Annotated in this window: 15 protein-coding genes; 11 read left to right on the plus strand and 4 right to left on the minus strand. The window is 45.3% G+C overall.

The genetic code is table 11. The features are described from left to right. Positions 1–47 precede the first annotated feature (47 nt). From cysC to cysD, 4 genes are all read right to left on the minus strand, one after another. Positions 48–668 (minus strand): adenylyl-sulfate kinase, encoded by a 621-nt coding sequence (gene cysC / locus OCV56_RS14305; RefSeq protein WP_086714265.1) that lies wholly within the window; start codon positions 666–668, stop codon positions 48–50. A gap of 24 nt (positions 669–692) precedes the next feature. Next, positions 693–2,417 (minus strand): SLC13 family permease, encoded by a 1,725-nt coding sequence (locus OCV56_RS14310; protein WP_086714264.1) that lies wholly within the window; start codon positions 2,415–2,417, stop codon positions 693–695. 65 nt (positions 2,418–2,482) lie between these two features. Beyond that, positions 2,483–3,913, minus strand: coding sequence for a sulfate adenylyltransferase subunit CysN (gene cysN / locus OCV56_RS14315; RefSeq protein WP_017058887.1), 1,431 nt, complete (start codon positions 3,911–3,913; stop codon positions 2,483–2,485). A gap of 18 nt (positions 3,914–3,931) precedes the next feature. Continuing rightward, positions 3,932–4,840 carry a sulfate adenylyltransferase subunit CysD gene (gene cysD, locus OCV56_RS14320; RefSeq protein WP_012604891.1) on the minus strand — a complete coding sequence of 303 codons (909 nt, stop codon included), beginning with the start codon at positions 4,838–4,840 and terminating at the stop codon, positions 3,932–3,934. A gap of 450 nt (positions 4,841–5,290) precedes the next feature. On the opposite strand from cysD, the gene OCV56_RS14325 reads away from it, so the two are divergent. The 11 genes from OCV56_RS14325 (at position 5,291) to OCV56_RS14375 (ending at position 15,245) form a co-directional block, all read left to right on the plus strand. Further along, positions 5,291–7,267, plus strand: a complete 1,977-nt coding sequence (locus OCV56_RS14325; RefSeq protein ID WP_086714263.1) for a bifunctional 2',3'-cyclic-nucleotide 2'-phosphodiesterase/3'-nucleotidase — start codon at positions 5,291–5,293, stop codon at positions 7,265–7,267. A 279-nt stretch (positions 7,268–7,546) separates the two neighbouring features. Continuing rightward, positions 7,547–8,134 carry a DedA family protein gene (locus OCV56_RS14330; protein WP_086714262.1) on the plus strand — a complete coding sequence of 196 codons (588 nt, stop codon included), beginning with the start codon at positions 7,547–7,549 and terminating at the stop codon, positions 8,132–8,134. After that, a complete protein-coding gene (locus OCV56_RS14335) occupies positions 8,131–9,264 on the plus strand; it encodes an ATP-grasp domain-containing protein (protein WP_086714261.1) in 1,134 nt (377 codons plus the stop codon). The genes OCV56_RS14330 and OCV56_RS14335 overlap by 4 nt, the downstream gene beginning before the upstream one ends. Before the next feature lie 19 nt (positions 9,265–9,283). Then, entirely contained in the window at positions 9,284–9,826 is a 543-nt protein-coding gene (locus OCV56_RS14340; protein WP_086714260.1) for a DinB family protein, read from the plus strand. 2 nt (positions 9,827–9,828) lie between these two features. Next, positions 9,829–10,578 carry an NRDE family protein gene (locus tag OCV56_RS14345; protein WP_086714259.1) on the plus strand — a complete coding sequence of 250 codons (750 nt, stop codon included), beginning with the start codon at positions 9,829–9,831 and terminating at the stop codon, positions 10,576–10,578. Between the two features lie 12 nt (positions 10,579–10,590). Further along, the gene (locus OCV56_RS14350; RefSeq protein ID WP_019825480.1) at positions 10,591–11,028 is read left to right on the plus strand and encodes a YHS domain-containing (seleno)protein; all 438 of its coding nucleotides are present in this window, start codon (positions 10,591–10,593) and stop codon (positions 11,026–11,028) included. A 10-nt stretch (positions 11,029–11,038) separates the two neighbouring features. Next, positions 11,039–11,479: a hypothetical protein gene (locus OCV56_RS14355; protein ID WP_086714258.1), complete on the plus strand. Its 441-nt coding sequence runs from the start codon at positions 11,039–11,041 to the stop codon at positions 11,477–11,479. Between the two features lie 15 nt (positions 11,480–11,494). Continuing rightward, positions 11,495–13,249: a lysophospholipid acyltransferase family protein gene (locus tag OCV56_RS14360; RefSeq protein ID WP_086714257.1), complete on the plus strand. Its 1,755-nt coding sequence runs from the start codon at positions 11,495–11,497 to the stop codon at positions 13,247–13,249. Between the two features lie 71 nt (positions 13,250–13,320). After that, positions 13,321–13,887, plus strand: coding sequence for a Crp/Fnr family transcriptional regulator (locus OCV56_RS14365; RefSeq protein ID WP_086714256.1), 567 nt, complete (start codon positions 13,321–13,323; stop codon positions 13,885–13,887). 57 nt (positions 13,888–13,944) lie between these two features. Then, positions 13,945–14,397 (plus strand): GNAT family N-acetyltransferase, encoded by a 453-nt coding sequence (locus OCV56_RS14370; RefSeq protein WP_086714255.1) that lies wholly within the window; start codon positions 13,945–13,947, stop codon positions 14,395–14,397. Further along, positions 14,397–15,245, plus strand: coding sequence for a DMT family transporter (locus OCV56_RS14375; protein WP_086714254.1), 849 nt, complete (start codon positions 14,397–14,399; stop codon positions 15,243–15,245). Before OCV56_RS14370 ends, OCV56_RS14375 begins: the two co-directional genes overlap by 1 nt. Positions 15,246–15,255: the final 10 nt, after the last annotated feature.

The following is a 15,255-nucleotide window of genomic DNA, read 5'->3' on the forward strand; positions in this document are numbered from 1 at the left end:
TGCACTGCTTTTAGCGGACATGCGCAGCCTTAGTCATACCAGCGGTCTCAATTAGCTAAAATGTTACGCTTCTCTAACGCATCAATGCACAGCTCGACCAATTCATCGATCGTCTTCTCTCCTGCTGGTAGAGCAATCTCAGGATTCTCTGGCGCTTCGTAAGTCGAGCTAATTCCGGTGAAATTAGGAATCTCCCCAGCACGTGCTTTCTTATACAAACCTTTAGGGTCACGCTGTTCGCAAACCTCTAATGGCGTATTCACAAACACCTCAAGAAACTCACCTTCAGGTAATAAATCTCTGACGAGTTGTCTCTCTGCTTGATGTGGCGAAATAAAAGCAGACAGCACAATTAAGCCAGCATCTGCCATCAACTTAGCGAGCTCACCAATACGACGGATGTTCTCTCTACGGTCTTGTTCAGAGAAGCCAAGGTCACTACATAATCCATGACGCACATTGTCACCATCCAGCAAATAGGTATGGTAACCAAGTTGCGCCAAACGATTCTCTAATGCACCAGCCACTGTCGACTTACCAGAACCAGACAGCCCAGTGAACCAAAGCACAGCAGGCTTTTGTGATTTCAGATCCGCGCGGAATCCTTTATCAATCGAGTGTTGATGCCACACAACATTCTCATCTTTGTGTTTGAGTACTGCGGTCATAAATAGTCCTTTAAATAAACAGCATTAAAATGGGAAAAAGTAAGGAATTAGGGTCAATACCAAACCCGAATAGACAATCGAGATTGGGATACCGATACGTAGATAATCCGTGAGATGGTAATTACCTACGCTATAAACAAGTAAATTGGTTTGGTAACCGTATGGCGAAATAAAGCTGGCACTGGCACCAAACAATACCGCCATGATGAACGGCATTGGATCAACGCCATAGCCCACGGCCATACTGTAACCAATCGGAAATGAGAGTGCTGCTGCCGCATTATTGGTAACAAGCTCGGTAAGAACCAGCGTCATGAAATAGGTCGCGACTAACGCGCCAAACACGCCCCAGCCATTAAAAGCTTCGATGAACATCAACCCCATTTGTTCAGACAGCCCTGACGAAATCATCAGTTGAGCGATAGACAGTGCCGAGCCAACAATCACCACAATATCAACTGGGAAACGGCGGCGAAGTTCACCAAGTTGCACCACACCAAATGCCACCAGCAACAGTAAGAAACCTGCCAAGCCTTTGATAATAGGCACTGCATCGGCTAACGCTAGACCAATCACGCTAGCAAAACCGAGCAATACGAACGTCGACTTATCAGCATCAAGCTTGGCACTCGAATCCAAATCATTCATCAACACAAACTCTTTGTTGTGTTGCTGGCGCTGCTCTTCAAAACGTTTACCAGGAACCAAAATCAAGGTATCACCAGCGGTTAGTGTAATGTTTCCAAGACCACCTTCAAGTCGCTCATGGCCACGACGAATAGCGACCACAACCGCATCGAAGCGATCTCTAAACTGGCTGGTTTTAAGGGTTTTATTACAAAAGCTTGCCGACGAGCTCACCACGACTTCAACAAAACTTTGACCATTAAGGTGGTGTTGGCCAAACAAGGTAAGTCCTTGGATTTCTTGTAGTGTTGCAACGCTCTCAACATCACCACAAAACAGCAGTCGGTCACGCGCTTGAAGTATGAAGTCTGGGTCAATAGACGCGGTGGTTTTACCGTCGCGAATGACTTCCGCTAAGAACAATTTTCTCAAAGCTCTTAGGTTGTTCTCACTGACACTGCGGCCAACTAACGGCGAACCAGGCTCAACTCTGGCTTCTAAGAAGTAAGGCAGATCGTCCTGCGATCCATCATCGTAGCTTGGCAAGAAGTAGCTCAAGGGGATAAGGATCAACACACCACCGACCAAGACTGCTAAACCGATCAAGGTGGGCGTGAAAAAATTTAAGCTCGGCAAACCCGCATCTTCAACAAAGCTATTGATGATCAAGTTGGTCGAGGTGCCGATCAATGTCAGTGTTCCACCTAAAATAGCAGCATAAGACAAAGGGATAAGCAGTTTAGATGGCGCATGTTGTTGATTACGTTTGATCGCCCCGATCAAAGAAACAACCACCGCCGTGTTATTAGTAAAAGAAGAAAGTAACGCTGTGGAAATACCCAACTTCGCAACCACAGTACCTAGCCTACCTTCTGAGATATTACGGCTAACCCAGCTGATTAAGCGAGTTTTCTCCAACGCACTCGATGCGAGGATCAAAAGAATTAACGTCAGTAACGAGGAGTTAGTGAAGTTATTGGCTAGGCTCGACAAATCGATCATGCCAGCCATAAAAGCAATAAACGCCGCGCCAGCAAAGATAAAGCTTGGCTTAATACGGGTAACGAGCAGGCAAGTAATGATGCCGAGCAAAATCGCTAATACAAACCCTTGTTGCCACATATACCCGTCCTTTATGGCGGAAACGATGGGTTTCCGCCTGATTCAATAAGCTGTTACTTGGTCGATTATGACTTCAGTAGTTGGCTTAGATCTTTGGCATCCCAATGAGGGAAGTGCTTGCGTACCAATGCGTTGAACTCAAGCTCAAATGCAGAGAAGTTACCGACTTGCTGTTCAACAGAGTCCAATCGGTCTCGAATCAAACCTGCGCCAACTGTCACATTGGTTAGACGGTCGATAACGATGAAGCCGCCGGTATCGGCACTCTCACGGTATTTATCCAATGCGACAGTCTCGTTCAATGACCATTCACACAAGCCAATACCATTCAGTGGCAACTCATCAACTGCGTGAGTCGACAGGTTGTTAATGTCGTATTGGTGACGAACCGTTTCCACCTGACCGACAGTTTTCTTGCCTGCGATTTTGATGTCGTAAGCTTTACCCGGTTGCAGTGGTTGCTCTGTCATCCACACGATGTCTGCCAATACGTGGTTAGTAGATTCAATCTGAGCGTTTTCCAACACAATCAAATCACCACGGCTGATGTCGATCTCATCTTCAAGGGTCAGCGTTACCGCCAAGCCCGCTTGCGCAGATTCCAAATCACCATCAAAAGTCACAATGCGTGCAACTTTAGAAGTTTTGCCTGACGGCAGTGCTTTGATTTCATCACCAACACTCACACGGCCAGAAGCAACAGTGCCTGCAAAACCACGGAAATCTAAGTTCGGACGATTCACATACTGCACTGGGAAACGGAATTCCCCAGCAGAACGTTTTTGGTCAATGTCGACATTCTCTAATACTTCTAATAGAGATGGGCCTTCGAACCATGCAAGCTCTTTACTTGGTGCGGCAACGTTGATGCCTTCAAGCGCTGAAACCGGCAAGATCTGAATGTTGGTTTCGCCTTCTAAGTTTTCTGCAAACTCTAGGTATTCATCGCGAATTTCTTCAAAACGATCTTGTGCGTAATCCACGAGATCCATCTTATTTACAGCGACAATGAAATGCTTCAAACCAAGCAGGTTAGAAATAAACGAGTGACGACGTGTTTGATCCAGAACGCCCTTACGAGCATCAATCAGGATCACCGCTAGATCACACGTTGAAGCACCTGTTGCCATGTTGCGCGTGTACTGCTCATGCCCTGGAGTATCAGCAATAATGAACTTACGTTTTTGAGTCGAGAAGTAACGGTAAGCCACATCGATCGTAATTCCTTGCTCACGCTCAGCCTGTAAACCATCAACAAGCAGTGCTAAATCAGGCTTCTCACCTGTGGTACCCACTCGTTGGCTATCCGAGTGAACCGCTGCTAACTGATCTTCATAAATCTGTTTTGTATCATGGAGTAAGCGACCGATTAACGTACTTTTACCATCATCTACCGAGCCACAAGTTAAGAATCTAAGCATAGATTTATGCTGATGCTGACTCAGATAACCTTCAATCCCTAGTTCAGCCAATTCGGCTTCTACTGCACTATTCATTTTTCTTTCCTTAGATTCTTAGAAATAACCTTGGCGCTTTTTCAGCTCCATTGAGCCAGACTGATCATGGTCAATCGCTCGACCTTGACGCTCACTAGACGTCGCCACCAGCATCTCTTCAATAATGCCTGTTAGCGTATTCGCCTCAGATTCAACCGCTCCGGTTAGTGGGTAACAGCCTAAAGTACGAAAACGAACGCTTTTCTCTTCAATCACTTCACCTTCTTGCAGCTCCATACGGTCGTCATCCACCATGATCAGCATGCCATCACGCTCAACAACTGGGCGTTTGTCTGATAGATAAAGTGGAACAATATCGATACTCTCTAGATAGATGTATTGCCAAATATCCAGCTCAGTCCAGTTTGACAGAGGGAATACACGAATGCTTTCGCCCTTGTTAACCTGACCGTTATAAGTATGCCAAAGCTCTGGACGCTGGTTCTTTGGATCCCACGTGTGGTTCTTATCGCGGAAAGAGTAAACACGCTCTTTCGCTCGAGATTTTTCTTCATCACGGCGCGCACCACCAAAAGCGGCATCGAACCCATACTTGTTTAACGCCTGCTTAAGACCCTGAGTTTTCATGATGTCTGTGTGCTTTGAAGAACCGTGTACGAATGGGCTACACCCCATCTCGATACCTTCAGGGTTCTTATGTACCAAAAGGTCAAAACCGTACTTTTCTGCAGTGCGGTCACGAAACTCAATCATCTCGCGGAATTTCCAGTCCGTATCAACGTGTAACAGTGGGAATGGAATCTTGCCTGGGTAAAACGCTTTGCGAGCTAAATGAAGCATCACAGAAGAATCTTTACCGATGGAGTACATCATCACTGGGTTATCAAACTCAGCCGCCACTTCACGGATAATATGAATACTTTCCGCTTCTAGCTGTTTTAGGTGGGTTAAACGTTCTTGGTCCATTTCAGTGCTTCCTTTAAGGCTCGCGTTACGAGCAATTCATTACTTGGTCTTACCAAGCAAGGGATTTAACTCATCCACTTGAGTGAATGGGAGTATTGGCACTAGAAGAAAACAGAAGCTTCGTTTTGAGCTATCCTTGCTATTCATCTGCCTGATACATCCTTGATATAGGCATTATGACGAGCCTCTCATATTACTGGAAATTCTAAAATTTCATTTTTTATTCGAAAAGCTGATAAGGGATTTTATTTATCGATAAGAAGGTGAAATGAATGGACTAATCTTATCGATGTCAATTGTGCATTGATTGAGCAGGTTTGGGAGGCGTCTTGCAGAACACCATAAAGTAATCGATCTAAGTCACGAATTAACATTCGTTGTAATCATTGTTTCATTCCATTTTGTTACATTACGCAACGAATTTTCTACTATCCACTTTGGAGCTACAAAATGAAAGTTGCAATGAAACCTTTGTCATTGGCTGTACTTGCGGGTCTTGGTTTGACTCTAGCAGGCTGTACAACAACACCAGATACCGATGAAGTGATTAAACTGCGTGTCGTAGAGACAACGGACATCCATACCAACCTAATGGATTACGACTACTACAAAGACAAGCCATCGAAAAAAATCGGCTTAGCACGTACTGCAACTCTAGTAAAAGAAGCTCAAAGCGAAGTAACCAACAGCGTATTAGTTGATAACGGTGACTTACTGCAAGGTAGCCCAATGGGTGACTACATGGCAGACAAAGGTATCGAAGCTGGCGAAGTTCACCCTGCATATAAAGCAATGAACCAACTAAGCTACGACGCTGCAAACCTAGGTAACCACGAATTCAACTACGGTCTTGAGTTCCTAGAAGAGTCTATCAACGACGCTGATTTCCCATACATCAGTGCTAACGTTTACGACGCAGAAACCAAAGAACACTACTTCACGCCTTACATCATCAAGACGCACACGTTTGAAGATACAGCTGGCGTAGAGCATGAAGTAAAAGTGGGTTACATCGGTTTTGTTCCACCACAAATCATGACGTGGGATAAGAAGAACCTTGAAGGTAAAGTAATCGCTCGCGATATCATTGAGACAGCGAACGAGCTAGTACCTCAAATGAAAGCTGAAGGCGCTGAAGTGATCGTTGCTATCCCTCACTCAGGTGTATCAACGGACCCATACAAAAATGGCGAAGAGAACTCAACTTTCTACCTATCTGAAGTAGACGGCATCGATGCGATCGCATTCGGCCACTCTCACGCAGTGTTCCCTGGTAAAGGTTTTGATGACATTCAAGGCATCGACAACGAAACTGGTACAATGAACGGTGTTGCAGCAGTAATGCCGGGCCGTTGGGGTAGCCACGTTGGTGTTATGGATCTAACACTTGCACAAAAAGACGGTAAGTGGGAAGTGGTTAAAGGCCAATCAGAAGCCCGTCCTATCTACGACAAGAGCGAGAAGAAATCTCTTGTTGCAGCTGATGAAGGCATCGTAACTGCACTAGAAAAAGACCATGCTGGCACTCGTGAATTTGTTAACCAACCAATTGGTAAAGCAGACGATGTAATGTACAGCTTCCTATCTCTAGTACAAGACGATCCAACCGTACAGATTGTTAACCTTGCACAAAAAGATTACGTTGAACAATTCATCCAAGGTGACCCAGACCTAGACGGTACACCAGTACTTTCAGCAGCGGCACCATTCAAAGCGGGCGGGCGTAAAAATGACCCAGCGAACTTCACTGAAGTTGAATCTGGTCAACTGACATTCCGTAACGCAGCTGACTTGTACCTTTACCCGAACACGCTAGTTGCGATGAAGGTAACGGGTCACGAAGTAAAAGAGTGGCTTGAATGTTCTGCTGGTCAATTCAACCAGATCGACGTTAACTCAACTGCTCCACAATCATTAATCGAGTGGGATAACTTCCGTACTTACAACTTCGATGTTATCGACGGTGTTGATTACCAAATCGACGTAACTCAACCTGCGAAATACGATGCAAACTGTAAAGTGGTTAACCCTGATTCACAGCGTATTGTTGGCCTAACTTACCAAGGTAAGCCAATCGACATGAAGCAAGACTTCCTGATCGCAACCAACAACTACCGTGCATACAGTGCTAAATTCCCAGGCACAGGTGAAGACTTCATCGCATTTGATGCACCAGATGAGAACCGTACTGTACTGGCGAACTACATCTCTCGCGTAAGCAAAGAGCAAGGCCAAGTGAGCCCTACAGCTGACAACAACTGGTCATTCGCACCAATCAAAACGGATAAAAAGCTAGATATCCGCTTTGAAACGTCGCCAAGTGAGAAAACGGCACAGTTCATCAAAGAGAAGGGTCAATACCCAATGAAACGTGTTGCAACTGACGATGTTGGTTTCGGCGTTTACCAAATTGACCTAACTAAATAGATTACTCTAGTAATTAATAGTTAACCTTCTAAAAGGCTGAGTTTAACGACTCAGCCTTTTTCTTTTCTCAATTCACTGTCTAAAGCCTTAACTTTCGAACCTTAAACACCAGCTCATTCTCCATCTAAATCGCACACCTCAAACCACCCATTGAATCCAATCAACGTAAAAAAGCAGCAATTCGCTGTAAGTTTTTCTCAGCTCCTCCTGTCTATTTAATTTACTACACTCAATGAATGGTCAAAATCCATTCATCTATAGGATAAATAGGGACACTTGATGAGTACCGCTGAGAGCATTCAAGCATGGTTACATTCAGGAGAAGAGTCGCTGCTATGGCTAATGCTTGGCATCATCGCGCTTTCTTACCTGCTTGAAGACCTAGCGATTGTGACTGCTGCAGGTTTGGCGACTCAAGGGCTCATCCCACCTCAATATGCGTTACTTGCGATTTTTATCGGCATTGCCACAGGGGATCTTGGTCTTTATTACCTTGGGAAATCAGGGCGTTATTTCCGAGGCGTTCGTTACAAGGCGCTAACCAACCGACACTTTCGTGCACTTCGCACCAAACTACGTAAAAACGCATTCAGTAGTCTTTTTGTGATTCGCTTTATTCCAGGGCTACGCACGGTTGGTTTTACCTTGAGTGGATTTTTCGCTATCCCGCTTTCAACTTTCTTACTGGCTGTAATCAGTGCTACCGCGTTATGGACCGGAGTTGTCTTCTCTGCCATCTACTGTTTAGGGACATCGGCCTGGCTACGAGCCTCTGAATATCAATGGGTCATCATCCCATGTGCCATCGCTTTACTGTTTATCGGTAATCGATTAATGAATAAAACCTACTCTAGAGGATTATCATGAGTTCACCGCAAGATATTCGCGTTATTCCCGCACATCAAATCAATGCAGGCATGCCCCTACTTGAAAAAGATACTGTGCGCAGTGTCTCTCCTTATGAGTTTCTTCCAACTTGGTTTTTCTACACGCCTGTAGTGATTCAAAGCCTGATTCAAGGGTTACGGCACTTTGATTGGGCACTGCCACTCATTGCCAACCCGAGCATCAAACTCAGCGGCATGGTCGGCGAATCGAAACACGAGATACTTAGCCTTGCCGGAGCATCAAGCCAATGTTGGATCTCACCGTTTATCACCCTCACTAAAACGGATCTCTGTAGTAAGAAGCAAGCTGAAGATGCACGTACAGCACTAGTACAAACGGATCTTAATTTCCCTATCGTGGCTAAACCGGATCTTGGTTGTCGCGGTGTTGGAGTAAAGCTGATCAACAGCCAAGATCAACTTGAGCAATATATTGAATCCTTCCCAAATCACGCTCGTTTTCTACTGCAAGAAAAAGCGCCATACCAGGCTGAAGCAGGCGTGTTCTATGTTCGTTATCCGAATAAAAAACAGGGTGAGATCATCTCGATCACCCTCAAATATGCACCAATGGTAACTGGCAATGGCACTTCGACACTCAAGAAATTAATAGAAGATAACCCACGAGCCGGACAGCTCAGTCACCTGTATCTGCCGAGGCATGAAGACAAATTAGAACAAGTACTTGATGAAGGTGAAGAGTTCCAACTCGCCTTTGCAGGTAGCCATAGCCGTGGGTCTATCTTCCGAGACGGTAATCAATACATCACTCAGGCTTTAACTGAACGTTTAGATGAGATATTCGACGACTTCGACGGTTTTCATTTTGGTCGACTAGACGTCAAGTTCAAAGACATCCATAGCCTAATGCGAGGCGAAGATTTTACGATTCTAGAAATCAATGGGGCGAGCAGCGAGGCTGGACATATCTGGGATCGTAATACACCGCTGCGAGAAATTTTTTCTACGCTACTTCAACAATACCGCATTCTTTTTGACATTGGTGCTCAACAAAAACAGCGAGGTCACCAGCCTCCATCTTTCAAGAGCCTGTTTAACGCATGGCAAGAAGAACGACGCCTAGTTCAACAATATCCAACCACCGACTAACTTTGTACGAGGAACATGCATGAACCCGATAGCCCAGCCGAGCGCCTTTGCCGCTGTCTCTCCTAGTATCAAGGGAGCGGTAGAGATACTGAATCAAGGCCTAGAGTTTCTGACAGCAATTTCTGATAGCGATTATCTAACGAGTGCTAAGCCACACGTCACTAGCTCTATTGGTGAGCATACTCGCCATACGCTGGATCTTTTTCACGCATTGATTTTGAAAGAGGATGCGACCATTGATTACAACACTCGCCGTCGTGGTCACCCAGTCGAATACGATAGGTCGATTGCAATCAAAGAGATCCACTACGTGATCAATTGGCTGGAGCGATTAGACCATCATGATCTAGAAGCGCCTATCACGATCCAAACTGAAGTTTCGATGGATACTCAAGTGTTCGCTAGCCTGCCTTCAACACTAGAAAGAGAGATAACCTTTGCAGCGCTGCACGCTAATCATCATTACGCGATGATCAAAGTGATCACCACCTTCCTTGATGTTGAAACCTGTAACACCTTTGGTTATGCCCCAACCACCAGTAGCTATCTGAGGGAGCAATAATCATGTGTTCAGTATCTTGGTTGCTTGAAGAGAATGGCTATCAGGTCTTTTTTAATCGTGATGAACAAAAGACCCGAGCATTGGCAATGCCACCTAAACAGTATCAGGTTAATGGTGTCGATATCATCATGCCACTCGACCCAACAGGCGGTGGTAGCTGGATCAGCATTAACGAGTTCGGACTTTCACTGTGCCTACTCAATAACTATCAAGGCATGGTGCCAGTCGGCCCATTAGTCAGCCGTGGTTTGTTACTGAAGAACCTATCATCGAGTCGTAATATCAGCCAGCTTTCAGAGGCTTTTCATCGACTCAACCTACACTCGTTTGCCCCATTTACCCTACTGGCTTTTGCTCCAAATTTGACGCAGAACAATGGTGTGGTGATTGCCTATATGTGGGATGGAATTCAACTGAGAGTAGTGGAAACCGACTCACCTCTATTCTCATCCGGTGTTGATTTAGAACGAGTACAAGCGTACCGACAAGCCCAATACGATCAACTCGTCGCAACAGAGAAAAATCAGCGAAACCTACTTAAGTTTCACTCTCACCATCACAGTGAGCAGCCCCATTTAGCAACCTGTATGCATCGTGAAGACGCTCACACAGTCAGCTTTACCCATTTACGTAATCTGCATGGTCACGCCTCGATGTTTTATGCACCCGGCTCACCTTGCGAACCAATCAAACCATACCAGATAAATCAGCAGCGTTTTACCTTCGATTTATCACCAGCAATCAATCTATAGATGGAGTCCATCATGAGAAAACTAATCACCATGGTCATGCTACTTGTTAGCCCGTACGTATTTGCCGCCGATGAAATCTATACCGGCTTCTTTAGCAGCAAAGCACTCGATGGCTACGACACTGTGGCTTACTTCACCTCAGGAAAGCCTGTTGAAGGCAGCAAACAATTCAGCACTGAATACAAAGGCGCGGATTGGTATTTCTCTTCTGAAAAGAATCTGACTTTATTTGTTAATAATCCTGAAAAATATGCCCCTCAATATGGTGGTTATTGCGCATGGGCCGTTTCAGCCAAAAACGACTTTGCACCAGGTGATCCGCAATATTGGACCATAGTGGATGACAAACTTTACCTGAACTACGACCAAGAGATTCAAGAGACTTGGGAGAAAGACCGTGCACAGCATATTCAACAAGCCGATAAAGCTTGGCCGCAGCTGATTAAGTAAGGGAATAACCATGACATTCACACCCGCTAAACATCTTCCGGCAGTATTTATCGCTTTTGTGTTCATTCAGTCGCTGTTTTTTAAGTTCACCGGCTCATACGAGACAGAGCATATATTTGGCACGCTCGCGACATGGTCAGGCTTAAGCTGGTTCGGTTCGTTTGGCGGCTACTTGATTGGGTTCGCTGAATTGATTGCCGCCATTCTGCTGTTCACTCGTTGGCATGGCCTTGGCTCCATTATGAGTGTGGGGATTATGAGTGGCGCAATTTTCTTCCACCTGTTTACGCCATTAGGCATTCAAATGCCTGAGTTCAACGCAACGGGGGAAATTGTCGGTTACGACGGCGGATTATTGTTTGGCATGGCATGCCTAGTTTGGTTATGCGGTGCATTTTTAAGTGTGAAAGATTTCAAGAATCAAGACGGTTTCTTAAACAACTTTAGTTAATAAGGTAGCTTCATTATGATTGATAGTCCTTTTCGTTTACCGCGTTACACGCCTTTTGGTTTGGGTGAGTCTGTTGTCGAGTGGGCAACTGGGCTATCTAAGCTAGACCGACTCTATCAAGATCGACAAGACGAGTTATCTAGCTTCGAATTCATGAATTACACCCTGGCGGCACTCAATATCGACTACTCCATTGCATCGGGAAGCACGGAAAACATTCCAGAAGAAGGTCCTGTCGTGATTGTAGCGAACCACCCACTTGGCGCCATTGAAGGTGTGATCCTAGCTGATCTCGTAGGATCAGTAAGGAAGGATGTGAAGGTATTGGCGAATGAGTTACTCAAACGGCTACCTGAACTGGATGATCTTTTCATTGGTGTTGATGTCTTTAATGGTAAAGAGTCGAAAAGGACCAATGCCAAAGCTATTCGAGATGCCAATCATCACCTAGCCGATGGTGGACTGCTGATCGTGTTCCCAGCCGGAGAGGTATCCAGTTACCGAAAAGGAGCAAAAACACTTACCGACATCGAGTGGAGTAAATCGGTCGCTAAGTTTGTTAAGCGCCATCAAGCGACGACGGTTCCAATCTTTATCAATGGTAAAAACAGTGAGCTTTTCTACCAAGCCGGTCGTGTGCATCCACTATTGAGAACCGCTCTACTCGGGCGTGAACTTCTTAATAAACAGGCGACAACTATCTCTATCTCGATTGGCTCATCGATTCCGTATTCAGAAATAAAATCGTTTGAAAAAGAGATGGATATCGTCAACTACCTAAGGCTCAACACCTATCTTATGAGTCAACAAGATAGCCCGAACACACCGACCCACGCGCCCTCTTTCGATACCCAAGTGATTGCGCCAATATCACCAGAAGTATTGGCAATCGAAATAGATTCACTCTCTGAAGAAACGAAGCTACTCGAACAAGGTGACTTCGAGGTCTATTGCACGCCAAGCCAATCTATTCCCAACTTAATGCGAGAGATTGGTCGAGTCAGAGAAGAAAGCTTTCGAGAAGTCGGTGAAGGTAGTGGGCTTGCTTGTGACTTGGATGATTATGACCTTTACTACCATCAACTGTTTGTGTGGAACAAAGCTAAGGCCGAATTAGTCGGTGCTTATCGACTGGGTATGGTCGACAAGCTAATTGCCGAACACGGATTAGACCAACTCTATTCCCGTAGCCTGTTCAACTACAATCAAGAGTTCATCGATACCCTAGATAACAGTATTGAACTTGGTCGCTCTGTAGTGAGTAAACCTTATCAAAAGAGCCTCAATTCACTGTTACTGCTATGGAAAGGCATTGCGACTTTTGTCTCTCGACACCCTCAATATACTCACCTGTTTGGCCCGGTCAGTATCAGTAATGATTACAGCCACAATGCGCGCCTGTTGATCGCGACTACCTTATCGATTCACCATTATGATGAAGAAAAGGCAAGCCTGGTTTCTCCGTCGTCACCACTCAATACCAGTAGTCATGTGTTCTGGCAAAATCACTTATTGTCTTCACTGGCAAGTGTGCCTCTGCTTTCCAAAGTGCTAGCTCGTATGGAGCAAGGAAAAGGCTTACCGGTACTACTACGCCAATACCTAGGGATGAATGGCAAGCTGGTGTGTTTTAACGTCGACCCATCGTTTAATGATGCGCTAGATGGTTTGATTGTGGTGAACCTTAAGAAGGTACCATTGAAAACCTTAGGTAAGTACATGGGTCGAGAGCTTGCTCAAGATTACCTAGAGCAGCACGCCCTACGCTGATTTAGCCCGAACTGTACCTATACTCAAATAAGTGCGATGATTTCAGCACTTATTTGGGTTAGGTTATTTTCATGCACACCTCTTTTATCGAACAACTGCAAAGCTTCGGCTTCTCAGAAAGTCAGGTTGAATCGCTAGTCTCTGTCGCCAAGCCTCTTGAGCTACCAACCAGACACATTCTTATTAACCAAGGAGAGATGGCAGACTCAATTTACTTCGTGCTTGAAGGCTTATGTCATGCTTGCTACCTCACTGATGATGGTAAACAATACAGCAAAGAGTTCTACTGGGAACAGGACTGGATCATCGGCTTTGAGAGCCTGATAAAAAACCAAGCGTCTCCTTACCTGCTTGAAACTCTCACGCCTATCACGCTATTAGAACTGCCAATGAAGGCCGTGATCGAGTGGCGTGCCTCTAATAATCCTCTGTATTTGAAATTGTTGGAAACCCAGCTGATGCACAAGGAAAACAAAGAGCGTTTCATGTTGCTCTATACCCCAGAGCAGCGTTACCAGCTTTTCTGTGAGCACTACCCAGATCTGGAACAACGCCTCAACGACAATCAAATTGCTGCCTACCTAGGAATAACGGCGATAAGCTTGAGTAGAATTAAAGGTCGAATTAACAATAGTTAATGCCAACTGTCAGTGTGCATAGTACATTCAAAGCATCGATAACCTCTGGATGTAAACATGATCACTTGGCACTCTATTCCCTTTTCTGAACTTTCAACACAACAGCTCTATCAACTGCTGCAATTACGAGTCGACGTATTTGTCGTTGAGCAAACCTGCCCTTATCCAGAGCTCGATGGTAAAGATACCCTTGAAGGTGTTCAGCACCTAATGGGCTATGCAGACGGAGAACTCATCGCTTGTGCTCGTTTATTGCCACCTGGTACAACTTATGACAATGCCAGTATTGGCCGAGTTGCCACCAAGCAATCAGCAAGAGGCAATGGTTTAGGACATAAGTTGCTGGTGGAAGCATTAGCTCGCTGTGAGGCATTATGGCCGAACACGACCATCGACATTGGTGCGCAAGAGCACCTAGAAAGCTTCTACGCTAGCCATGGATTTAAAACAATCTCAGATATGTATTTGGAAGATGACATTCCACACGTAGACATGACATTAGAGAAGTAATGTCAAATATCACTGTCGGTATCCTACTTTTGATTGCGGGCAACCTGTTTGCTTCGCTCTCTGACGTCGCTGTGAAGCTATTGAACGGCGAAGTACCACCTCTTCAGTATATTTTTTTCCGTCAGTTGATATCTCTGTTACTAATTACTCCTTTTTGGCTGCAACAAAGCAAAGAGCAACGCCGCCTGCAACAAGCCAAGGTCACCTTAATTCGTGGACAACTGATCTTAATCGGTAGTGGATGTATGGTGGTCGCGATCACCCATATGTCTTTAGCGACAGCTAACGCGGTATTTTACGTCGCCCCATTACTGATGCTGCCTCTGTCAGTACTTCTACTAAAAGAGCAACCTGCGCTAGGCAAGGTCATCGCCACAACTGTCGGCTTTATTGGCGCGCTGATCGTGTTACGGCCATCGCAGTTTCACTGGGCTGCACTATTTGCATTGGGGACAGCACTGACACTTGCCCTGTTTAATGTACTGGTAAGAAAACTTCCTAGTGAACAATCCGTAGTGACGACGCTGTGGTGGACAACCCTCTTCTCAATACCAGCCTCGTTAATACTGTGCTTATTGTATTGGCAACCCGTGTCTTTAGAACATCTTGGATACATAGCACTAAGCGCGACACTAATACTGAGTTACAACGGACTTGCTGTGGCCGCCTACCAAAAAGCTCACTCAAGCCAGATTGCTCTAGCTGAATATTCAGGCTTGGTGTTTGTCGCGTTAATTGGCGCTATATGGTTCGATGAAATCCCAGATACGCTAACCTTCATTGGTATTATGTTGATCATCTTACCGCTCGCACCTTTCAAGCGACCAAAAAAAAGAGCTAATGCTTAGCTCTTTTTTG

This window comes from Vibrio gigantis (assembly GCF_024347515.1).
In the GTDB taxonomy this organism is placed as follows: Bacteria; Pseudomonadota; Gammaproteobacteria; order Enterobacterales; family Vibrionaceae; genus Vibrio; species Vibrio gigantis.